22 protein-coding genes are annotated in these 20,177 nt (G+C 69.9%); 8 read left to right on the top strand and 14 right to left on the bottom strand.

Going from position 1 to position 20,177, the window contains the following annotated elements; translation table 11 throughout:
• Positions 1–111 precede the first annotated feature (111 nt).
• Positions 112–1,263, bottom strand: coding sequence for a cytochrome P450 (locus ACE3SG_RS10845; protein WP_374564897.1), 1,152 nt, complete (start codon positions 1,261–1,263; stop codon positions 112–114).
• A 40-nt stretch (positions 1,264–1,303) separates the two neighbouring features.
• On the bottom strand, positions 1,304–1,804 hold the full coding sequence (locus tag ACE3SG_RS10840) for a hypothetical protein (RefSeq protein WP_374564895.1): 501 nt from the start codon (positions 1,802–1,804) through the stop codon (positions 1,304–1,306).
• 184 nt (positions 1,805–1,988) lie between these two features.
• Here ACE3SG_RS10840 and ACE3SG_RS10835 point away from each other — a divergent pair, with 184 nt between their 5' ends.
• Positions 1,989–2,687, top strand: a complete 699-nt coding sequence (locus tag ACE3SG_RS10835) for a succinate dehydrogenase iron-sulfur subunit (RefSeq protein WP_374564894.1) — start codon at positions 1,989–1,991, stop codon at positions 2,685–2,687.
• A gap of 39 nt (positions 2,688–2,726) precedes the next feature.
• Here the strand turns inward: ACE3SG_RS10835 and ACE3SG_RS10830 are convergent, their stop codons facing one another.
• The 3 genes from ACE3SG_RS10830 to ACE3SG_RS10820 are packed head-to-tail and all read right to left on the bottom strand — an operon-like array spanning position 2,727 to position 4,135.
• A complete protein-coding gene (locus tag ACE3SG_RS10830) occupies positions 2,727–2,984 on the bottom strand; it encodes a DUF2249 domain-containing protein (protein ID WP_374564893.1) in 258 nt (85 codons plus the stop codon).
• 43 nt (positions 2,985–3,027) lie between these two features.
• The gene (locus ACE3SG_RS10825) at positions 3,028–3,627 is read right to left on the bottom strand and encodes a hemerythrin domain-containing protein (RefSeq protein ID WP_374564892.1); all 600 of its coding nucleotides are present in this window, start codon (positions 3,625–3,627) and stop codon (positions 3,028–3,030) included.
• Positions 3,620–4,135 carry an Rrf2 family transcriptional regulator gene (locus ACE3SG_RS10820; RefSeq protein ID WP_374564891.1) on the bottom strand — a complete coding sequence of 172 codons (516 nt, stop codon included), beginning with the start codon at positions 4,133–4,135 and terminating at the stop codon, positions 3,620–3,622. Before ACE3SG_RS10820 ends, ACE3SG_RS10825 begins: the two co-directional genes overlap by 8 nt.
• Positions 4,136–4,309: 174 nt before the next feature.
• Here ACE3SG_RS10820 and ACE3SG_RS10815 point away from each other — a divergent pair, with 174 nt between their 5' ends.
• Genes ACE3SG_RS10815 through ACE3SG_RS10790 form a run of 6 tightly spaced genes read left to right on the top strand, consistent with a single transcriptional unit; the run spans position 4,310 to position 8,540 of the window.
• Positions 4,310–4,615 (top strand): DUF2249 domain-containing protein, encoded by a 306-nt coding sequence (locus tag ACE3SG_RS10815; RefSeq protein WP_374564889.1) that lies wholly within the window; start codon positions 4,310–4,312, stop codon positions 4,613–4,615.
• A gap of 18 nt (positions 4,616–4,633) precedes the next feature.
• On the top strand, positions 4,634–4,957 hold the full coding sequence (fdxA, locus tag ACE3SG_RS10810) for a ferredoxin FdxA (RefSeq protein ID WP_374564888.1): 324 nt from the start codon (positions 4,634–4,636) through the stop codon (positions 4,955–4,957).
• 5 nt (positions 4,958–4,962) lie between these two features.
• On the top strand, positions 4,963–6,609 hold the full coding sequence (locus ACE3SG_RS10805; protein WP_374564887.1) for a cbb3-type cytochrome c oxidase subunit I: 1,647 nt from the start codon (positions 4,963–4,965) through the stop codon (positions 6,607–6,609).
• Positions 6,606–7,199 (top strand): cbb3-type cytochrome c oxidase subunit II, encoded by a 594-nt coding sequence (locus ACE3SG_RS10800; protein WP_374564886.1) that lies wholly within the window; start codon positions 6,606–6,608, stop codon positions 7,197–7,199. Before ACE3SG_RS10805 ends, ACE3SG_RS10800 begins: the two co-directional genes overlap by 4 nt.
• Before the next feature lie 25 nt (positions 7,200–7,224).
• On the top strand, positions 7,225–7,836 hold the full coding sequence (locus tag ACE3SG_RS10795) for a cytochrome c (RefSeq protein ID WP_374564885.1): 612 nt from the start codon (positions 7,225–7,227) through the stop codon (positions 7,834–7,836).
• Positions 7,833–8,540: an SCO family protein gene (locus tag ACE3SG_RS10790; RefSeq protein ID WP_374564884.1), complete on the top strand. Its 708-nt coding sequence runs from the start codon at positions 7,833–7,835 to the stop codon at positions 8,538–8,540. Before ACE3SG_RS10795 ends, ACE3SG_RS10790 begins: the two co-directional genes overlap by 4 nt.
• A 575-nt stretch (positions 8,541–9,115) precedes the next feature.
• Here ACE3SG_RS10790 and ACE3SG_RS10785 read toward each other — a convergent pair.
• From ACE3SG_RS10785 to sufB, 7 genes are all read right to left on the bottom strand, one after another.
• Positions 9,116–9,538, bottom strand: coding sequence for a GreA/GreB family elongation factor (locus ACE3SG_RS10785; protein WP_374564883.1), 423 nt, complete (start codon positions 9,536–9,538; stop codon positions 9,116–9,118).
• Between the two features lie 400 nt (positions 9,539–9,938).
• Positions 9,939–10,502 (bottom strand): putative Fe-S cluster assembly protein SufT, encoded by a 564-nt coding sequence (gene sufT, locus ACE3SG_RS10780; protein WP_374564881.1) that lies wholly within the window; start codon positions 10,500–10,502, stop codon positions 9,939–9,941.
• Entirely contained in the window at positions 10,499–10,939 is a 441-nt protein-coding gene (gene sufU / locus ACE3SG_RS10775; RefSeq protein WP_374564880.1) for a Fe-S cluster assembly sulfur transfer protein SufU, read from the bottom strand. The genes sufT and sufU overlap by 4 nt, the downstream gene beginning before the upstream one ends.
• On the bottom strand, positions 10,936–12,198 hold the full coding sequence (locus ACE3SG_RS10770) for an aminotransferase class V-fold PLP-dependent enzyme (protein WP_374564909.1): 1,263 nt from the start codon (positions 12,196–12,198) through the stop codon (positions 10,936–10,938). The genes sufU and ACE3SG_RS10770 overlap by 4 nt, the downstream gene beginning before the upstream one ends.
• A 1-nt stretch (position 12,199) precedes the next feature.
• Positions 12,200–13,462: a SufD family Fe-S cluster assembly protein gene (locus tag ACE3SG_RS10765; RefSeq protein ID WP_374564878.1), complete on the bottom strand. Its 1,263-nt coding sequence runs from the start codon at positions 13,460–13,462 to the stop codon at positions 12,200–12,202.
• Between the two features lie 166 nt (positions 13,463–13,628).
• Positions 13,629–14,399, bottom strand: a complete 771-nt coding sequence (gene sufC, locus ACE3SG_RS10760; RefSeq protein WP_374564877.1) for a Fe-S cluster assembly ATPase SufC — start codon at positions 14,397–14,399, stop codon at positions 13,629–13,631.
• A 35-nt stretch (positions 14,400–14,434) separates the two neighbouring features.
• Positions 14,435–15,898: a Fe-S cluster assembly protein SufB gene (gene sufB, locus ACE3SG_RS10755; RefSeq protein ID WP_374564876.1), complete on the bottom strand. Its 1,464-nt coding sequence runs from the start codon at positions 15,896–15,898 to the stop codon at positions 14,435–14,437.
• 266 nt (positions 15,899–16,164) lie between these two features.
• On the opposite strand from sufB, the gene ACE3SG_RS10750 reads away from it, so the two are divergent.
• Positions 16,165–17,112, top strand: a complete 948-nt coding sequence (locus ACE3SG_RS10750; protein ID WP_374564874.1) for a hypothetical protein — start codon at positions 16,165–16,167, stop codon at positions 17,110–17,112.
• Between the two features lie 19 nt (positions 17,113–17,131).
• Here ACE3SG_RS10750 and ACE3SG_RS10745 read toward each other — a convergent pair whose 3' ends face one another.
• Both ACE3SG_RS10745 and ACE3SG_RS10740 read right to left on the bottom strand, forming a co-directional pair.
• Positions 17,132–17,488, bottom strand: a complete 357-nt coding sequence (locus ACE3SG_RS10745; protein WP_374564873.1) for a translation initiation factor Sui1 — start codon at positions 17,486–17,488, stop codon at positions 17,132–17,134.
• Between the two features lie 31 nt (positions 17,489–17,519).
• A complete protein-coding gene (locus ACE3SG_RS10740) occupies positions 17,520–20,174 on the bottom strand; it encodes a cation-translocating P-type ATPase (protein ID WP_374564872.1) in 2,655 nt (884 codons plus the stop codon).
• Between the last annotated feature and the right edge of the window lie 3 nt (positions 20,175–20,177).

The raw sequence follows: 20,177 nt of genomic DNA, 5'->3' as shown, positions 1-20,177 counted from the left end.
ACCCTCGGCTGCAGGCCGAGGGCGCGGACTCTGAGCCCCCAGCGGGTACCGCCTGACGCGACGCCCCACCCTCGACGTCTTTTCTGGGATGTGCCGGGATCGCCTCCCCCGTCAGGTCAACACGACATGCACGCCGGCCCACCCACCCACCGGTGACACCGCACGCGTGGCCGGCTGCAGCGGGTCGAGGGTGATCGACGCCGTCGCGGCGAGCAGCTCGCGTACGACGATGCGCAATTCGATGGTGGCCAGCAGTCGCCCCGGGCAGGCGTGCGGGCCGATGCCGTACACCAGGTTGTGCTCGGCGTTGGCCTGCGGATCCAGCCGGTCGGGGTCGCCAAAGACCGCTTCGTCGCGGTTGGCGGATGTCCAGTTCAGCTTGACCCGCGCCGCCGCGGGCAGCGCCACGCCGCCGATCGTCAGCGGGCAGGTCGTGATGCGTCGGTTGGAGACGAAGGGGTCGTCGATCCGCAAGATCTCGTCGAGGACAGCATCGAGCTCGGCGTCGGTCACGCCGGCACGCAGCCGGCCCTGCAGCTGAGGTTGCGTGGCCAGGTGGTGCACGATCACGCCGACGCACAACGCGATCGACCCCAGGTCGCCGCCGGCCCAGTTGCGCAGCACCGACACGATTTCGGCGTCGCTCAGCGGGCGACCCTTCACCTCGGTGCGCATCAGCTCGGTGGTGACGTCGCGCGCACCGCCTGCCGGCACGGCCGCGCGGCGCGGTTCGAGCACCGATCGGATCAGGGCGTCGAAATCGTCCGCCACCCGCTGGGTCCACTCTCGATTGCCCGAGCGCGACGCGGCATGGTTCTCGGCCACCCAGGCAACCAGGCGGTCTTCCAGTGTGGCGGGCCAGCTCAACCAGGTACTTTGCGCACGCGCCGCAAAGCGGGTGCCGAGCCCCGCCACCGCGTCGATGCCCACCCCGCGCGGCAGCGACCCGACCAGGTCTGCCGCAATGCGGCGAAAGTCGTCATGAAAAGGCGCGAGCGCTTCGGGCCCGAGAAAGCGGTCCAGGGCCTGCCGGTACGCCGCGTGCTCGGCCGAATCCAGGCCGTTCGGGATGTGCAGGTGGCCCGACACCGCGCTGGAGAACCGGTCAGCGTCCAGCGCGGCCTGCACCACCAGGTCGTGGCGCAACAGCACCCATTCACCGTGGACATTGCGCACCACGCCGTGCTGCGGACGCAGTTCGTCGGTAAAGGCCCTCAGATCCCGACCGCTTGCGGACAAGTCGTCGGGCATGTGGTCGGTCATCGTCAACTCCTCGTGGCGGGAGTCGTATCTTCTTCGATCGTCAGTGCAGATGGCGGATGGGCTTGAAGCCGGGGTGGTCGAAGTGGCTGCCGTACTGGTTGACAGCCTGCGCCACCTTCACCAGGCCGAGCGCCGGGCGCGCCTTGGCGTCCTTGCCGGCCATCGTGTCGGTGCCGGCGCCGATGTCGGCGATCACCAGGTGCAGCATCGCATCGGCCTGGGGCTCGAGCTTGCAGTTGGCAACGATGCCGCCGACCTCGGTCTCGACCTGCGTGGCCAGCTCGCGGTACTGGGCGGGTGTGAGCTTGCCCGCGTGGGCAGCCCCGATCTGCGGCTCGACCAGGTCGCGGATGCGCCCCATGCCCGCGCGCAGCGGCTCATCGGTGGCCCACTTGTGGCCCTGGTTCAGGGTGAGCTGGTGCGGGGTGGCCGCGTCGTGGCTGTGGGCCGTTGTTTGCGCCCGTGCCGGGCCGACCGACAAAGCGGCCAATGCGACCGCCGCAGCGGTCGTGATGAACAGGTTCCGAATCAACAATGCCATTGGGCTCTCCTTGGGGTTGCAGGGGCGGCGTGCCCGCCTGCTGGGTCAGATGGATGCACGGCCCACGGGTTCGACCCAGCGCCGCCATCCTTGGCCATCGTCAAGAAATCAGTGAATTCCGCCAGGGCCACCGAACTACAGTCAGCTGACCCGGCGGATGGACCGTCGACGCGAAGGATGGGCGATGCATCGTTTTCAGATCTACCGCTACGACCCCGACCAGGACGCTGGACCCCGCATGCAGACCTACGAGCTCGAGATCGATCCGGGGGACCGCATGCTGCTCGATGTGCTGGTCAGGCTGAAGGCCATCGATCCGACCTTGAGCTTCCGGCGATCCTGCCGTGAAGGCGTGTGCGGCTCGGACGCGATGAACATCAACGGCAAGAACGGACTGGCCTGCGTGACGAACATGCGCTCGCTGCCGAACACCGTGGTGCTGAAGCCCTTGCCGGGGCTGCCGGTGATCCGAGACCTGTTCGTCGACATGAGCGGCTTCTTCAAGCAGTACCACTCCATCCGGCCCTGGCTCGTCAACGACTATCCACCACCCGACAAAGAACGCCTGCAGTCACCCGACGCGCGCGATGAGCTCAACGGTCTGTACGAGTGCATCCTGTGCGCCTGCTGCTCGAGCGCCTGCCCGAGCTACTGGTGGAACCCGGACAAATACGTCGGCCCGGCCGGGCTGCTGCAGGCCTACCGCTTTCTGGTCGACAGCCGGGACCAGGCGAGTGGCGAGCGGCTCGACAACCTGCAGGACCCGTACCGGCTGTTTCGCTGCCGCACGATCCTCAACTGCACCGATGTCTGCCCGAAGGGGCTGAACCCAGCGCTGGCCATCGGCAAGATCAAAGAGATGATGGTGCGGCGCGCGGCATGAGCTCGTGAGCGCGGTGCTGCACCCGCTCGCCGCGCCAGCTCAGCGCACGCTGAAGTCGATCACGATCATGCCGGGGTCACGCTGGCGGTATTCCACGCCGACCCGATCGCCATAGCGCTGTGCAATCTGCGACAGCAGCGGCAACGGGTCGTGGTCGTTGGCGAAGCGCATGGTCTCGCCGGGTTGCAGGCTGTCCAGCGCGCCGAAGATGGCCGCGTGCCTGAACCGCTTGGCCACGCCGCGGGCGTCGAACGGGTAGATGGCGTCGGGAGACAGGTGCAGATGAGGTTGTGACATGAGGGCTCCTTGAAGGTTCAGTGAATGGGCCTGACGCGAAGCGTCAGGCGGTGGAAGCATCGGACCGCCCGCCGGGTTCGAAGGCGCCCCGGCGCGCACGCATCGCCTGCCCGATGCGGTCCAGTTCGGCATCGCTCAGCAGCCGCCCGGCCATCGGCAGCAGTTCGGCCTCTTCGCGTGCGATGTGCCGTTCGTACAAGTCGATGAAGTCATGCACTTCGTCGTCCGGCAGGGTCGTGGCATCTGCGCGTGTCACCTGCTCCAGCCGGCGGCGCAGGGCGCGCCAGCGCTGTTCGAGTTCCCGGTGCTCGGCGGCCAGCGAAGCCGTCAGCTGGCGCAGGCAGACGGCGTCGGACCCGGCCATGGACTCGATGAGCGCCGGAAAGAGATCCACCTCCTCGTCGGCGTGGTGATGCACGGCGGAGGTATCGAAGTAGCGCATCAGCGCAGCTGCGGCGTCCTGCGCCTGCTGGTCGACACCCTGCCGGGCCAGGTGCGCGGCGAGACGCCGCAACGTGGCGCACTGCGCCTGGACACGGCCGTGACATGCCGCCAGCATCTCCAGCGGCACTTCGAAGCCGGCGGCCGGCGCGGAATGCCCGGGCAGGTCGAGCGGCTTTGCGGGTGCGGTGCGCTCACGCATCGGACTTCCCGGTCCTGGCGGGCTTGCGACGGCTTGGTGGCGCCGCCACCGGTTCGCCCCCCGCGCGACCACGCAGCGCCATGGCGCGCCCCGGGGCCGGTGCCGATGCGGGCACGACGATGTCGGCCAGCGTCATGCCGTCGAGCTCCTTGAAGTAGGCCCGCAACGCGGCATTGAACAAGCCCTTCAGGCGGCACGAAGGCGTCAGCGTGCATTGGTTGGTGCCCGGGTCGAAGCACTCGACCAAGCGGAAGTCCGTTTCGGAGGCACGCACCACGTCGCCGATGCGGATCCTGGACGGATCCTTCTTCAGGCGAAGCCCGCCGCCGCGGCCGCGGGCTGTCTCCAGGACGCCCTGGCGGCCGAGATCGGTGACGATCTTCATCAGGTGATTCCTGGACACCGCGTGGCGCTCGGCCAGTTCGCTGATGGTCACCAACTGCTGCGGGCGGGCCGCGCAATACATCAGCACGCGCAAGGTGTAGTCGGTGTATTCGGCGAGACGCATCGATGCCCCTAAAGAGGCATCCAGTTTATTGCTTTTGATCGCCCCGGACTTTAAGATGCATCAAACATGCTTCTTATAAGGCTTTGCACCGATCCCGATCTTGGACGGCGCCAACCTGCATGGCCCCTCGGCCTGCCCGCTTGCTGCCCATCCCACCCAGAAGGATTTCGCCCGATGACTTCCACCCTCGCTGCACCGACCACCGCGATCGATCTGCGCCCGATCGCACCGCGCGAACGCCACGCACTGGTCTTTGCCCGCTTCGATGCGCTGCAACCCGGTCAGACGATGGAGCTGTTGAATGACCACGACCCGCAACCCCTGCGCGTGCATTTCGAGGACCGGGCGTTTCGGCAGTACGACTGGCGCTACGTCGAGACCGGACCCGCGTCATGGCGCGTGCGGATCGGCAAGAAGGGCGCGAGTGCGGCGTCGGACGACGGTGACGCCTGTTGCTCCGGCGGCGCCTGCTGTGGCTGATCGACCGGTGCTGCTGCCATGACCTTCGTCGTCACCGAGGCCTGCATCCGCTGCAAGTACACCGACTGCGTCGACGTGTGCCCCGTGGACGCCTTTCGCGAGGGCCCGAACTTCCTCGTCATCGACCCCGGCGAGTGCATCGACTGCGCGGTGTGCGTCCCGGAGTGTCCGGTCTCGGCCATCTACGCCGAGGAGGACGTGCCGGGAGATCAGCAGGACTTCACGCCGCTGAATGCCGAGTTGGCACGCGTCTGGAAACCGATCACCAAGACCAAGAAGGCCTTGCCGGACGCCGATGCGTGGCGCGAGGTGACCGACAAACGCGCTGAACTCGAACGCTGACCGCCATGCATACCGTTGCCATCCTGCTGTCAGCCTTTGTGCTGTCCTTCGTCGCATTGCTGGCCTTCATCTGGTCGCAGCGCACGGGCCTGTTCGACCGCAGCAGCAAGGGCGCCGAGGTGATCTTCGCGTCCGGCGAAATCGGGCGGGTCGAGGAGCCCGCCGCGGCGCCAGCGGCACAGGGCAGCCTGCAAGGCGCCATCGACACGGCCGGCGCGGGCCACGCGATGCGCGCCGACGCTGATGAATTGGCCGAGCGCGCGCGCGCCGACGCGTCCACCGCGCCGCTGGTGTTCTTCATGTTCTGCTGCGCGATCGCCTGGCTGCTGGTGGCGTCTGCCGCCGGACTCACCGCGTCGATCAAGCTGCATGAGCCCGACTGGCTGGTGCAGCAGGCCTGGCTCACGTTCGGTCGCATCCGCACCATCCACCTCAACGCGGTGGCCTACGGCTGGGCGCCGATGGCGGGCCTGGGCATCGCGATGTTCGTGATCCCGCGGCTGCTGAAGACGCCGCTGCTGGGCGCGCGCTTTGCGTTCGTCGGTGCCGTGTTCTGGAATGCGGCGCTGATCGCCGGCTTGGGCAGCATCGCCGCGGGCATCAACGACGGCCTGGAGTGGCTCGAGATCCCGTGGCAGATCGGCATCCTGTTCGCCGTCGGCGGGGCGCTGATCGCGCTGCCACTGGTGTTCACGCTGGTCAACCGGCGCGTCGAGCACCTCTACGTCTCGGTCTGGTACATGGCCTGTGCGCTGTTCTGGCTGCCGGTGCTGTTCGTCGTGGCGAAGATGCCGGGTCTGCACCAGGGCGTGCAGCAGGCGGCGATGAACTGGTGGTTCGGCCACAACGTGCTGGGGCTGTTCTACACGCCGCTGGCACTGGCCTCGGTCTACTACTTCCTGCCCAAGGTGATCGGCCGGCCGATCCAGTCGTACAACCTGTCGCTGCTGGGCTTCTGGGGGCTGGCCTTCTTCTACGGCCAGGTCGGCGGCCATCACCTGATCGGCGGGCCGGTGCCGGAATGGATGATCACGCTGTCCATCGTGCAGAGCATGATGATGATCATTCCGGTCGCCGCGTTCACGGTGAATCAGTACCAGACGCTGCAGGGCCGCCTGTCGGCGCTGCGCTGGTCGCCAACGCTGCGTTTCATCGGCGTGGGCGGGCTCATGTACACCGCCAGCTCGGTGCAGGGCTCGTTCGAGGCGCTGCGCAGCATGAACGCCGTCACCCATTTCACCCACTACACGGTGGCCCATGCGCACCTGGGCCTGTACGGTTTCGTGAGCTTCGTGTTCTTCGGCGCGATGTACTTCGTGATGCCGCGCATCACGGCGCGCGAGTGGCCCTACCCGTGGCTGATCACGGCGCACTTCTGGCTCGCCAGCGGCGGCTTCGCCTTGTACTTCGTGAGCCTGACCACCGCGGGCTGGCTGCAAGGTGTGGCGATGTTGGACGCAGCGCGGCCCTTCATGGACTCGGTGGCGGTGACGCTGCCCTACCTGAAGGGGCGCAGCCTCGGCGGCGCCTTCATGGTGCTGGGCCACATCGTGTTTGCCGTGCACTTCGTCACCCTGGCCCTGGGCTTCGGGCCGAATCGTGACCAGCCGGCGCTGTTCCGGCACCTGTTCCGCAAGGCGGCTACGGCATGAACAACGAGATCAAGCTTGTCTCCGGCGCCATGGTGATGCTGGCGCTGTCCACCAGCGCGCTGGTCGTCCTGCCCTACCTGCAGGTGCACGATGCGCCGCCATTGCCCGGCCTCAAGCCCTACATCAGCGCCGAGCTGCGCGGCCGCGAGGTCTACATCGCCAACGGCTGCGTCTACTGCCACTCGCAGCAGCCGCGCGCCAAGGCCTTCGCGCCGGACTTCTCGCGCGGCTGGGGGCGGGCCACCGTGGCCGGCGACTACGCCTACGACCAGCCGCACCTGCTGGGCACCATGCGAACCGGGCCGGACCTGATGAACATCGGCGTTCGCCAACCCAGCGAGCAGTGGCACCTCGGGCACCTGTACCAGCCGCGCGCCTACATGCCGGGCAGCATCATGCCGAGCTACCCGTTCCTGTTCGAGGCCAAGGCCCAGGCGGACAGGGATGAGGTGGTCGTGAATCTGCCGCCGGGCTACGCGCCCGCCGGCCAGGTTGTGGTGGCGCGCCCCCAGGCCGTGGACCTCGTGAAGTACCTCCAGTCGCTGAATCGCAGCTACCCGGTGATCGCGGCACCCGCGGTGAAGCCATGACCATCGCCTTGCAGGAAGCGCCCCGATGAAGCCCGCCGAGATCCACCCCCAGCAGCAGCGCGAAAACCCCGAGCCGAAGGAAGGCGCGAACCCGATGCCGTGGTTCGTCATCGTCCTGACCGCGCTGCTGCTGGGGTTCGGCGTGCTCTACATCGCCCGATCGGCCATCGGCAATGCCCCGGCACTCGGCGATGGCCGCTCGACCGCCGAACTGCAGGGGGCCGCCCCTGCGGCGGCCGGCGCCGCGGTGGACGGTGCCGCGGTGGACGGTGCGGCGGTCTATGCGTCGCGCTGCGTGGCCTGCCACCAGGCCAGCGGCACCGGGCTGCCCGGGGTGTTTCCGCCCCTCGCGGGCTCGGAATGGGTCGCCGGCAAGGAGACGACGCTGGCGGCCCTGGTGCTGCACGGCGCCAGCGGCCCATTCACGGTCAAGGGCAGCACCTACAACGGCGCCATGCCCGCCTTCGGTGCCCAGCTGCAGGATGCGGAGCTCGCCGCCGTGCTCACGCATGTGCGCAGCCAGTGGGGCAACAGCGCGGCGCCAGTGACGGCCGACACCGTGGCCACGGTGCGCAAGGCAACGGCGGCGCGCACCGAGCCGTTCAAGGGCGACGCCGAGCTGATGCCGCTGAAGTGAACACGCGTCCCGCCACCGTGCATGCACCCGCGCTGGCCACAGAGGTGATGGCGCGCCGCGTCAGCGCCCTGCTGTGCCTCAGCCTGATGGCCGTGCTCGTCGTGGGGCTGGCGCACTGGACCCATGGCTTCGAGGTCTGGACCTTCGAAGGGCGGCGGCAGGCACAGGTACAAGCCGGCGAGCTGCGCGCGCGTCCGGTGCTTTTGCGTGCCAGCGACGGCAGCGTGCTTCGATGGTGGGGCGATGCCGACGCTGCGCCGGCCGCCTCTCTCGTCGCCTTTGTCTACACACGTTGCCCGAGCGTCTGTCGCGTGCTGGGCGATGAGTACCAGCAAATGCAGCGGGAGCTGGCCACGCGGCAAGGTGCGGGGCCGACGCGGCGCGACGTGCGCCTGGTGTCGATCTCGTTCGATGCAGAGCACGACGATCCAGCGCAGCTCGCGCGTTACGCCGCCAACATGCGCATCGACCCACGCTACTGGACGCTGGCGGTGCCCGCCACACACGACGACGCCAGCGCGTTGTTGCGCTCGCTCGGCGTCGTCGTGGTTCCGGACGGGGCGGGCGGCTTCGTGCACAACGGCGCCATCCATCTGCTGGACGAGCGCGGGCGCTTGCGGGGCCTGTACGAGTTCGACCAGTGGCCGCAGGCGCTGGAAGCCGCACAGCGGCTGGCGCTCACGCGGCCCGAGGCCTCGCGGTGAAGCACCTGCTCGCACCAAGTTACGGCGTCTGGCGGCTCGTGCTGGCCCTGCTGCCACTGGCGCTGCTGTGGCCGGCGTTGCGCCACACGGTCGAAAGCCGCATGTCGCTGCACATGCTGGGCGAGTTCCCGTTGCTGTTCATCGCCGGCTGGTCCGCCAGCAGCTTGGCCCTGTGCCGCCTGCAGTCGCGGCGGTGGCTGCGCGGGCAGCGCCTGCTGGACTGGCATGGCTGGACGGCAGCGACGCTGACCAGCGGCGTCGCCCTGGTCTGGATGCTGCCGTCGGCCCTGGACGCTGCGCTGCTGCTGCCCGAAGTTGCCGCGGCCAAGTGCGCCAGCTGGTGGCTGGCCGGCTGGCTGCTGGCCGACGGCTGGCGTCGCATGGACGCCGAGCTGCGGCTGTTCTTCGTCGGCAACCTGGCCTGGATGCTGGCGACGGCCGGCCTCCTCTTTCTCGATACGCCGGATCGTTTGTGCGTGAACTACCTGCAGGACGATCAAGGCCGCGCCGGCATCGGCCTGGTGCTGTCGGCCCCCGCCTTGATCGCGCTCGCCGCCGGTGGCTGCACGCGGCGCCTATGCCGTGTAGTCGCCGCTCGCCTCGGGCTGGAAAAGGATGGCCAGGATCTCGGCCCTTCGCTCGCTCCCCGCGGGGGTGGTCCATCGCGCCACGCTGCCGACCGTGAGACCGAGCAGGCCGGCGCCCACCGGTGACAGCACCGACACGAATCCCGCGGCAGGTTCCGCGTCCGCCGGGTAGCACAGCGTCAGCTCCTGGCGCTGGCCGGTCTCGAAGTCCTGCAACAGGACCTGCGAGTACATCGTCACCACGTCGGGCGGCGCCTGGCGCGACGGCACGATGGCGCAGGCGTCGAGCACCTGCTCGATCGCCAGCCGCGGTGTGGCCGGGCCTTCGCCGCGCCGATCGCGGCGCACGAGGTTCAGCAGTCGGACATGGTCCAGTTCAGTGAGCGTACGCTCGAGTGTCAGGGCTTCCACGAGGCATTCCTTCAGTCATCGCGTGCAGGCCGGCCAAGCGCCGACACACGCCTTCGCGCGGGCAGGTGGCCCGGCGATCTGAAGTTTGCGCAACAAGGGTGGAAGTGATCGCCGGGCTCAGTGATGTGCGGCCGGCAGACAGGTGCGTGTCCCTGCCCGGGCCCGCAGGGCGGGCGCATGCGGCCAGCACGCGACCGGCGCGGCCGCCTGGCAAGCTGCACCGCGTTGGGCGCCGGTGAAGGGAATGGAACACATGCGATGACTCTAGAGGCATCGCTCCGCCCCTGCAACCGATCGACGGCAAGTCGCACTCGGGCGTGGGCGTATTGCGCGGGCCGGGCCGGCAACATCGGGCGACCCACCCGGCGACCCATCGGGCGACAGCACGGATGGCGCGGGCTCACAGGCCGAGTGTCAGCATCGCGGCTTCGGACATCATCGAGCGGTTCCAGGGCGGCTCGAACACGATGTCCACGGTGGCTTCGCCCACGCGGGGCAGGGCCAGCACCTTGTCGCAGACTTCGTCGGCGATCACCTCGCCCATGCCGCAGCCCGGTGCGGTCAAGGTCATCTTGGTGGCGACGCGGATCGGACCGCCTTGGGCGCCTTCCATGGGCAGCACGTCGCAGACATAGACCAGACCCAGCTCCACGATGTCGACCGGGATCTCCGGGTCGTAGCAGGTCTTCAGGGTCTGCCAGACCAGGCTGCGCAGCTCATCGGGCCCGATGTCCGCCGACCCCGCGGTGGCGACGGCGGCATCGGGCACCGGCTTGCCGATGGCGTCCGCATCGGCGCCGCGCAGGCGCATCAACTGGCCTTCGACCCACAGCGTGAACGAGCCGCCGAGCGCCTGCGTGATCTGCGCCGGCGTGCCGGGCGGCAGGTCGGCCGGCCGGCCGTCGGGAATGCACTCGACGCGAACAGCGCGCGTGGTCACCACCGGTTCGCGCAAGGGTCTCACGGCGTGTCATCCAGCGCGTGCATCAGCGCGTGCCAGCCCAGCAGCGCGCACTTGATGCGCCCCGGATAGCGCCGCACGCCGGCCAGGCTGATCAACTTGCCCAGGTGCGCCGACTCGGGCTCGAGCTCGCCGGTGAGCACCGCACGAAAGCGCTGCTGCAACTGCCGTGCGTAGGCCACGTCGTGCCCGCGAACCGCTTCGGTCATCATCGACGCCGAGGCGATGCAGATTGCGCAGCCCTGGCCGCTGAAGCGAATGTCCTGCACCTGGCCCTGCGCCACGTCCAGCGTCACCTGCAGGTCGTCGCCACAACTCGGGTTGTGGCCGCGGGCCTGGTGCGTGGGCGACGCCAGGGTGCCGAAATGGCGCGGTGAACGCTTGTGGTCCATCACCACGTCCTGGTACAGGTCCAGTTCGGCGGCGGTGGTGGTGTTCATCGCAGCAACCTCAGGGCGCGCGCCACGCCGGCCAACAGGCGCTCGACCTCTTCATGGGTGTTGTAGAGCGCAAACGAGGCCCGGGTGGTCGGGCCCAGGCCCAGGTGGTCCAGCAGCGGCTGCGCACAATGGTGACCGGTGCGGACGGCGATACCCTGCTCGTCGAGCAAGGTGCCGATGTCGTGCGGATGCGCACCCTCGGCAGCGAACGAGACAATGCCCGATGCGCCCGCGCCTGCCGCCAGCACCGTGACGCCCGGCAGCGCAGCCAGGCCCGCAGCGGCATGACTACGCAGCGCGCTCACATGCGCGTCGATCCGGCCGCGCCCTGCGGCCTCGATGAACGAGGCGGCCGCCGCCAGGCCCACCGCGCCGGCCACGTGGGGCGTGCCGCCCTCGAGCCGCATCGGCAGCTCGGCAAAACTGGCCTCGGTGGCACTGACCCTGGCCACCATGTCGCCGCCGTAGCGCAGCGGCTGCAGCCGCTCCAGCGCAGCGCGCCGGCCGACCAGCACACCGGTGCCCATCGGGCCCAGCATCTTGTGGCCTGAGAAGGCCATGAAGTCGCAGTCCAGCGCCGACAGATCGGGCATCGCATGGGCGACCGACTGTGCGGCGTCGAGCACGGTGAGTGCCCCCGCCCCGGCCGCGAGCGCCAGCAAGGTCTCGTAGGGCGGCCTTTCGCCAGTGGCATTGGCGCAGGCCGTGACGGCGAACACCCGCGTGCGGGGTGTCAGCAGGCCGGCGAGGTCTTCAGGCTGCAGCCGCCCCCGCGCATCAGGCCGCAGGATCAGCAGACGCGCACCGCAACGCCGCGCCGCCTGCTGCCACGGCACCAGGTTGGCGTGGTGCTCCAGCAGGCTGACGATGATCTCGTCACCCGGCTGGATGACCACGGGTGCCGCCCCGGGGGTCGACAGGCCATGCGCCACCAGGTTGAGCGCGTCGGTCGTGCCCGAGGTGAAGACCAGCTCGTGCGCCGCACCGGCGCCGACGAAGCGCTTGAGGCCCTGGCGGGCGTGGTCGAAGGCGTCGGTGGCGCGCTGGCTCAGCGTGTGCACGCCGCGGTGAATGTTGGCCCGGTCGTGCAGCTCGAAGTGGCGCATGGCGTCCAGCACCGGCAGCGGCATCTGGGTGGTGGCGGCGTTGTCCAGGTAGGCCAGCGGCGCGCCGTTGACCGTCTGCGCCAACACCGGGAACATGGCGCGCAGGTCCGCCAGCGCCGCGGCGCCCAGGCCGGCGCGATCGATCACGGCCATCTCAGCCATGGCGGGCGCCCTCGCCGGCCGCCAGGTGGCGCGCCACCGCAGCCCGCAGCAGCGTGTCGATGTCCACAGCCTGCAGCAGATGGCTGTCGCTGAAACAGCGCTGCATCAACGCCCCGGCCATGCCCTCGACGATCAGGCCGCGTGCGCTGCGTTCGTCCAGGCCGCGCTGGCGGGCATAGAACAGGGCGTCTTCCGGCAGCGCGCCCCAGGTGGCGCCGTGGGTGGCCTGCACCTGGTCGTGGCAAATCTCCAGATGGGGCCGCAGCACCAGCTTCGGCTGGCCACCGGTGGGGATGCCGACCAGCCGTTGCCTCACCTCGGCCTCCGCGGCTGCAGGCGCGATCCGTGTGTGCGCGTTGGCCACGAGCCGCGCGGCCCCGCTGGCGAGTGCCAGGTCTTCGACGCTGCTGGTGGTTCGCGCAGCCGTGTGCGAGACGCGCACCTGGTGCTCCAGCACCGCGTCAGCCGCCGCCAGCATCAGCCCGGCGTGGCGCGCCACCGCGCCCTCGGCCTGCAACCCCAGCACGTTGCGCTGCAGGTGGTAGCCGCTGCCCAAGGCGATCACGGCCTGCTCGTAGCGGGCGCCGCGCGCCAGGCGGGCGTGCACATGGTGGGCGACGCGGTCGGCCGGGCTGGGTGCGGCGACCCGAAGATGCCGCAGCGTGGCGCCCTCGCCGAGCAGGACGTGGACCTGCAGGTTCTGGACGATCGGCTGCTGGCAGGCCAGGGACTGCCGGTCGTGCGTCTCGACCAGCACAGCCTGCACGCCGGCCAGCACCTCGATCACCAACAGAGGCGCCTCGACCGCGCTGCGCGGCTGGTGGCGCAGCTGCAGCCACACCGTGTCTGACGGGCCGCGCCCGGCCCCCGGTGTAGCGCCGATGCGCATGCGCAGCCCCTGCCGGCACAGCGCACGGTGCGCCCAGGCGAAGGGGGCCGCATCGTCACCGCCCGCTTCGCCCGCTCCCGCGGGCATCGGCAGCCCCGCGAACAGCTCGGCGCGCTGCAGCGCATCGCCCGCATCGAGCCAGCGGGCATCGACGCGCCCTTGCGGGCTCTGGCCGATCGGGTGCAGCGTCCACCCGGCACCCGCCAGCGGATGCGCGTGGCAGCCGACGGCCGGTGGCGCGTCGCCGAGCCAGATGTCGGCCGCCGGTGGCGGCAGATGGCGAAAGGATTCTGAATGGCGCGGGATCCAGCCCATCACGCCGAGTTGGTGGCGGGCGGCGAGCGCGTCGGCGCGGGCGAGGTCCATGGTGTCAGAGCTTGAGAGTTTTTCGGGCGCGCCCGAGCGGCGCGCCAAAGGGCGCCCGATCTAGGCGCGAAGCACAGCCATAGCCCGAGCTATGGCGAGCATTTGCAACGACGAGCGGGTGGCTTTTGGCGTGATGAGCGGGCATGACTGAAAGACTCTCAGGCTCTCAGGCCTCCAGCGCTTCGGGGGCGCGCGCGAAGCCGGTGCGCGCAATGTCCGCGGCCAGCGCCACGCTGCCGGTCTCGGCAATGCAGCCCTGGTCCAAGCGCAACACCGAGTCGGGCGCCAGCGATTCGATCAGCTCGAGGTAGTGCGAGACGACGATGAAGGCGGTGCCTTGCGCGCGCAGGCCCTGGATGAGCCGGACGACGGCGCGCACGCCGTCCACGTCCATGCCCGAATCGACTTCGTCCAGCACGGCCAGCCGCGGGCGCAGCAGCGCGAGCTGCAGCAGTTCGTTGCGCTTGCGTTCGCCGCCCGAGAAGCCGTCGTTCACGGGCCGCCCCAGCATCGCCTCAGGCAGGCCCAGCCGGGTGGCGGCCCCCCGCGCTTCGCCGAGGAAGTCGAAGGCATCGAGCGGGCTTTCGCCGCGCGCCGCGCGCACTGCGTTCAGCGCCGTGCGGATGAACAGGTTGTTCTTGACGCCGGGGATCTCGGGCGGCGCCTGGAACGACACGAACAGCCCGGCCCGCGCGCGGGCCTCGGGGCTCAGCGCGAGCAGGTCTTGGCCGGCAAAGCGCGCCGAGCCGCCGACGACGCGGTAGCGCGGGTGTCCGGCCAGCGTGAGGCCGAGCGTGCTCTTGCCGCTGCCATTGGCGCCCATCAACACCAGCAAGGCGCCGGCGGGAACGGTGAGCGACACCGACTTCAGCACGTTGCGCTCGCCCACGGCGACCCGCAGGTCGCGGACCTGCAGCAGGGGTTCGGGATGGGTCATGGCGGGTGTCCTCGGTTCGTTGTCCGTTCGTGCGATCAACCCACGGCGCCTTCGAGCGACACCGCGAGCAAGGCCTTGGCTTCGAGCGCAAACTCCATCGGCAGCTCGTCGAGCACCGCCTGGCAGAAGCCGCCGACGATCAGCGCCGTGGCCTCTTGCGCGTCGATGCCGCGCTGCTGGCAGTAGAAGAGGCGCTCTTCGGAGATGCGTGTGGTGGTCGCTTCGTGCTCCACGACGGCATCGTCGCGAGCCACGTCGACATAGGGGAAGGTGTGCGCGCCGCAGTCGGGCCCGATCAGCAGCGAATCGCACTGCGTGTGGTTGCGCGCGCCGGCCGCCGTGGGCGCCATGCGCACCAGGCCGCGGTAGCTGTTGTGGGCATGGCCGGCGCTGATGCCCTTCGAGACGATGCGGCTCTTGGTGTTGCGCCCCAGATGGATCATCTTGGTGCCGGTGTCGGCCTGCTGGCGATGGTTGGTCACCGCGATCGAGTGGAACTCGCCGCTCGACTCGTCGCCGCGCAGCACCACGCTCGGGTACTTCCAGGTGATGGCCGATCCGGTCTCGATCTGCGTCCAGGCGATGTGCGAGCGTTCACCGGCGCACAGGCCGCGCTTGGTGACGAAGTTGTAGATGCCGCCCCGCCCCTGCGCGTCGCCCGGGTACCAGTTCTGCACGGTCGAGTACTTGATGTGCGCATCGTCGTGGGCGACGAGCTCGACCACCGCGGCGTGCAGCTGGTGCTCGTCGCGCTGCGGCGCCGTGCAGCCTTCGAGGTAGCTGACGTGGCTGCCGGCCTCGGCAATGATCAGCGTGCGCTCGAACTGGCCCGTGTTGCGCGCATTGATGCGGAAGTACGACGACAGCTCCATCGGGCAGCGCACGCCCTTGGGGATGTAGACGAACGAACCGTCCGAGAACACGGCGGAGTTCAAGGCCGCGTAGAAGTTGTCACCCGGCGGCACCACCGTGCCGAGGTAACGCTCGATCAACTCGGGGTGGTGCTGCACCGCATGCGAGAACGAACAGAAGATGACGCCGGCCTTGGCCAGCTGTTCGCGAAACGTGGTGCCCACCGAGACCGAATCGAACACCGCGTCCACCGCCACGCCGGCCAGCCGGGCCCGCTCGTGCAGCGGCACGCCCAGCTTCTCGTAGGTTTCCAGCAGCTTGGGGTCGACATCGGCCAGGCTCTTCGGCCCGTCCTTCGCGGCGGTCAACGACTTGGGGGCCGAGTAGTAGCTGAGGGCCTGAAAATCGATCGGCGCGATGCGCAGGTGGCCCCAGCGCGGGTGGGTCATCGCCGACCAGCGCTCGAAGGCCGCCAGCCGCCACTTCAGCAGAAATTCGGGCTCGCGCTTGCGGCGCGAGATGGCCCGCACCGTGTCGGCGTCCAGCCCCCGTGGCAAGGCGTCGCTTTCGACGTCGGTGACGAAGCCATGCCGGTACGGAAGCTCCAGGGCCCGGACGAGGGGGGCAGCTTGCTCCGCGACGGTCATGAGTGCTCTCCGATGGCCCCAATAGATGCATATCGTATGCATCTTTAAGACCACGCACAAGCGCGCCCGCCCTTGCCCGCTGGCGCGCCGTGGGCATTCGGCGCCGAGGCAGATGGTGGCCGATCGAGCGGGCTTCGGTTTGAAATTTGACCGGGCACAAGGCAACTCGCCGGGATAGGCCCACGATGCGCTGTCGCTCGTCGACCTGGCTCGACCGAGCTGCGCACATAGCGACAAGACATCACTGACCATTCGAGGAGAACCCGATGAGCCATGAACTGCCTTCGCTTGCCCGCATGGGCGCCCCCTGGCTGGCGGCCGGCGCCTTGGTGCTGGCGGCCGCCGCCGCGCCGGCGCAGCCGGCCGACATCACCAGCTGGAATCGTTCGGCAGCGCCGACCGCCCCCTACGGCCCGTGCTACGACGGCCCGACGGCGGCGAGTTCGAAGCTGAGGTTGCCGGCCTACCTGAACGAAACGGCCGAGGGCATGGTGGCCATCCAGATCCTCGACTGCCTGCCCTACACCGCCGGCAGTGGCATCACCAAGGTACCGTGTGATCCCGACCGCACATCGGGCGTGCCCTATGCCTACTGCGCGCGCTCGCCCAACGACGGCCTGGGCAACGACGTGACCATCGGGGTGCTCAAGCACGACAAGACCACCGATGCCAACGGCCTGTACACCGGCTGCCCGGCCGGCGCCACGCTGCGCCCCAAGCTCGACCTGGTGCGAGCCGCCGGGCTGGACCCGCGGCGCTTCAACGCGGTTGTCACGGTGTCGTGCAAGCCGGCGACGGTGGCCGCGGAGACGGCGCCTGCGAAGGCCGACTGCCCGCGCGAGCCGCAGCCGTATGCCCACTGCGTGAGCACGCCCAACGACGGGTACGGCAATGCGGTGACGGTGGGCGTGGTGAGGGCCGATGGGGCCGGCGACCCCTACGGCCTGTATGGCGAGTGCGACCCGCTCAGCGGCATATTGCCCGGCTTTCTGCACAAGGCCGATGCGGTCACCAAGGTGGGCCGCTCGCTGGCCCATGTCACCGGGATCGAAATCAGCTTCTGCGCCCCCGGCTCCAAGAACGACCCGTTGAGAGTCGTCGACTGCGCCAGCATCCCGACCTACCCGGCCCCGCTGGCCACGCGCTACGACTATTGCATCACCGGGTCGGACAAGAACCGCAACAACGTGGTCTTCGGCGTCATTGGCCAGTGAGCCGAACCGGGCGGGAGGGTCACCCGCCCGCCCGCTTCACCGTGCGCCCGTCGGCCTGGATCAGCGCGATCACACGGTCGACGTGGTCGCCCTGCACTTCGACCACGCCGTCTTTGGTGGTGCCGCCGCTGCCGCAGGCGCTGCGCAGCTTGCGGCCGTAGGCGGCCAGGGTTTCGGCGTCGCCGCCCAGGCCGCGCACCACCGTCACCGTCTTGCCGCCGCGGCCCTGCTTTTCGCGGCTGACGCGCACGACGCCGTCGGTGGGCTGCGGGGCTGCGGTGCCGCAGCGGCACTGCGCCACGGGTTGCCGGCAGGTCGGGCACATGCGCCCGCTGTCGGTCGAGTAGACCAGGCCGCCGGTGGCTCGTTGTTTCATGGTGCAGATTGTCGCCGCGCCCGCCCCAGGCTCATGCCAACGAAGCGCGCAGCCGCCACGCCTTCTCGGCCTCGACCGCCAGCAGCACTGCCGCGGCCGTGGCCAGGCAGATCGCCAGTTCGCCGCCGCTCAGCGCCACCGTCTTGAACAGCGGCTGCAGCCAGGGCACGTAGATCGTCGCCAGCTGCAGCGCGGTGGTGAGCGCCACCGCGCCCAGCAGCGGCCGGTTCGAGCCCAGACCCAGCCGCCACAGCGACTCGCCCTCGCTGCGGATGGCCAGCACGTGCGCCATCTGCGTCAGGGTCAGCGCGGTGAAGACCATCGTCTGTGCGCTCGCGGGCGCATGCGCCAAGGCCCAGGCCTGCACCGCCAGGCACAACGCGCCGATCAGCAGCCCGCCGAACAGGATGTGTTGCCACATGCCGTGCGCGAACAGGCTCTCGTTCGGCGCCCGCGGTGGCCGCCGCATGATGCCGCGCTCGGCCGGCTCGGCGGCCAAGGCCAGCCCCGGCAGGCCGTCGGTCACCAGGTTGACCCACAGGATGTGGATCGGCAGCAGCGGGATCGGCAGGCCCAGCAGCGGCGCGAGAAAGATCGTCCAGATCTCGCCCGAGTTGCCGGTCATCGCATAGCGCACGAACTTGCGGATGTTGTCGTAGATGCGGCGGCCTTCGCGCACGGCCGCGACGATGGTGGCGAAGTTGTCATCGAGCAGCACCAGGCTCGATGCTTCGCGCGCCACATCGGTGCCGCCGCGCCCCATTGCCACGCCGATGTCGGCGCGCTTCAAGGCCGGTGCATCGTTGACGCCGTCGCCGGTCATCGCGACGAACTCGCCGTGCGCCTGCAAGGCCTGGACGATGCGGATCTTCTGCGCCGGGTCGACGCGCGCGTAGACACGCACCGCCCGCACACGCTCGCGCAGCGCGGCGTCGTCGAGCCGGGCCAGCTCGGCACCGGTGAGAACGCCCGCCGCGCCATCGTCGCCCGCCGTGGCCTCTGCCTGCGCGATCCCCAGCTTGCAGGCGATGGCCCAGGCCGTGGCCGGGTGGTCGCCGGTGATCATCACCGGCGTGATGCCGGCGCTGATGCAGTCGGCCACCGCGCGGGCCGCCTCGTCTCGCGGCGGGTCGATCAGGCCGACGAGCCCGATCAGCGCCATGCCGGCCTCGGCCGCCGCCAGCTCACCCGTCGCCGGCGCCCGCCCATGCTGGCGGCGTGCCAGCGCGAGCACCCGCAGCCCACGCGCCGCCATGGCCTGCGCGGTGGCCAGCACCTGCGCCGCGTCGAGCGGCCCGCACCCATCGGGCTGCCAATGGCTCGTGCACTGCGGCACCACCGACTCCGGCGCGCCCTTGGTGTAGGCCACCAGGCCGCCGCTGGCCTGGTGAAAGGTCGTCATGCGTTTACGGTCCGAGTCGAACGGCAGCTCCTGCACGCGCGGGTGTTGGCCGTCGACCTGCGCTTTCTCGATGCCGGCGTCGCTGGCCGCCTGCACCAGCGCCACCTCGGTCGGGTCGCCCTGCCAGCGGCCCTCAGCGTCGCGGCTGGCGTCGTTGCACAAGGCACCGGCGCGCAAGACCTCGAGCTGGCGCGCGCCCGCCGAGCCGGCGGCCCACACCTCGCCGGCGGCCACCACTTCTTCGACCCGCATGCGGTTCTGCGTCAGCGTGCCGGTCTTGTCAGAGCAGATGAAGGTCACCGAGCCGAGCGTCTCGACCGACGGCAGGCGGCGCACCAGCGCATTGAGCGACACCATGCGCCGCGCGCCCAGCGCGAGCAGCACGGTCACCACGGCCGGCAACGCCTCGGGGATCGCCGCCACCGCGAGGCTGACCGCGGTCAGCAGCATCTGCATCGGCAGCTCGCCCCGCAGCACCCCGATGGCGAAGATGAAGGCGCAGATGGCGAGCACCACGATCGCCAGCCGCCGGCCGAAGCCGGCCAGCCGCCGCTGAAGCGGCGTGTCGCGGTCGCCGCCGGCCGCCATCAGGCCGGCCACCTTGCCCAGCTCGGTCGACATGCCGATGGCGACCACCAGCCCGCGGCCGCGGCCGTGCGCCGCGGTGGTGCCCTTGTAGGCCATGTTCAGCCGGTCGCCCAGCGATGCCGCCTCGGCGCCCAGCACCCGCGCATGCTTCTCGACGTTGACCGACTCGCCGGTCAGCGTCGATTCGTCGACCAGCAGCCGCGCCACCTCGGTCAGCCGCAGGTCGGCCGGGATCTGGTTGCCGGCCTCGAGCAGCACCACATCGCCCGGCACCAGCGCACTCGCGGTGACGCGGCGCACCTTGCCGTCGCGCAGCACCATGGCGTGGGCCGCGGCCAGCTTCTTCAATGCGGCCAGCGCCCGATCGGCCCGCCACGCCTGCACGAAGCCGACCAGGCCGTTGAGCACCACGATGACCAGGATCGCCAGCGTGTCGACCCAGTCGCCGATCAGGCCCGAGATCACCGCCGCACCGGCCAGGACGAGGATCATGAAATCGCTGAACTGGTCCAGCAGCAGGCGCCAGGGGCTGCGGCGCGCCCCTTCGGCCAACTCGTTGGGGCCGTGAAGCTCCGCGCGGCGCGCGGCCTCGTCGTCGTGCAGGCCGAGGTGCATCTCGACACCATGCGCACGCGCCACGTCGGTCGCGTCGCGGCGGTGCCAATCGTCGGTCGGCGGCGTGGCCGGTTCGTTCATACG

Source organism: Ideonella sp. (genome assembly GCF_041914305.1).
In the GTDB taxonomy this organism is placed as follows: Bacteria; Pseudomonadota; Gammaproteobacteria; order Burkholderiales; family Burkholderiaceae_C; genus Ideonella.
This window is presented reverse-complemented; position numbering and strand designations above follow the sequence as displayed.

Coding starts and splice junctions, on each gene's coding strand:
- ACE3SG_RS10845 (WP_374564897.1), bottom strand. CDS start 1,263: ATGACCGACCACATGCCCGACGACTTGTCCGCAAGCGGTCGGGATCTG.
- ACE3SG_RS10840 (WP_374564895.1), bottom strand. CDS start 1,804: ATGGCATTGTTGATTCGGAACCTGTTCATCACGACCGCTGCGGCGGTC.
- ACE3SG_RS10835 (WP_374564894.1), top strand. CDS start 1,989: ATGCATCGTTTTCAGATCTACCGCTACGACCCCGACCAGGACGCTGGA.
- ACE3SG_RS10830 (WP_374564893.1), bottom strand. CDS start 2,984: ATGTCACAACCTCATCTGCACCTGTCTCCCGACGCCATCTACCCGTTC.
- ACE3SG_RS10825 (WP_374564892.1), bottom strand. CDS start 3,627: ATGCGTGAGCGCACCGCACCCGCAAAGCCGCTCGACCTGCCCGGGCAT.
- ACE3SG_RS10820 (WP_374564891.1), bottom strand. CDS start 4,135: ATGCGTCTCGCCGAATACACCGACTACACCTTGCGCGTGCTGATGTAT.
- ACE3SG_RS10815 (WP_374564889.1), top strand. CDS start 4,310: ATGACTTCCACCCTCGCTGCACCGACCACCGCGATCGATCTGCGCCCG.
- fdxA (WP_374564888.1), top strand. CDS start 4,634: ATGACCTTCGTCGTCACCGAGGCCTGCATCCGCTGCAAGTACACCGAC.
- ACE3SG_RS10805 (WP_374564887.1), top strand. CDS start 4,963: ATGCATACCGTTGCCATCCTGCTGTCAGCCTTTGTGCTGTCCTTCGTC.
- ACE3SG_RS10800 (WP_374564886.1), top strand. CDS start 6,606: ATGAACAACGAGATCAAGCTTGTCTCCGGCGCCATGGTGATGCTGGCG.
- ACE3SG_RS10795 (WP_374564885.1), top strand. CDS start 7,225: ATGAAGCCCGCCGAGATCCACCCCCAGCAGCAGCGCGAAAACCCCGAG.
- sufU (WP_374564880.1), bottom strand. CDS start 10,939: ATGAACACCACCACCGCCGCCGAACTGGACCTGTACCAGGACGTGGTG.
- ACE3SG_RS10770 (WP_374564909.1), bottom strand. CDS start 12,198: ATGGCCGTGATCGATCGCGCCGGCCTGGGCGCCGCGGCGCTGGCGGAC.
- ACE3SG_RS10765 (WP_374564878.1), bottom strand. CDS start 13,462: ATGGACCTCGCCCGCGCCGACGCGCTCGCCGCCCGCCACCAACTCGGC.
- sufC (WP_374564877.1), bottom strand. CDS start 14,399: ATGACCCATCCCGAACCCCTGCTGCAGGTCCGCGACCTGCGGGTCGCC.
- sufB (WP_374564876.1), bottom strand. CDS start 15,898: ATGACCGTCGCGGAGCAAGCTGCCCCCCTCGTCCGGGCCCTGGAGCTT.
- ACE3SG_RS10750 (WP_374564874.1), top strand. CDS start 16,165: ATGAGCCATGAACTGCCTTCGCTTGCCCGCATGGGCGCCCCCTGGCTG.
- ACE3SG_RS10745 (WP_374564873.1), bottom strand. CDS start 17,488: ATGAAACAACGAGCCACCGGCGGCCTGGTCTACTCGACCGACAGCGGG.
- ACE3SG_RS10740 (WP_374564872.1), bottom strand. CDS start 20,174: ATGAACGAACCGGCCACGCCGCCGACCGACGATTGGCACCGCCGCGAC.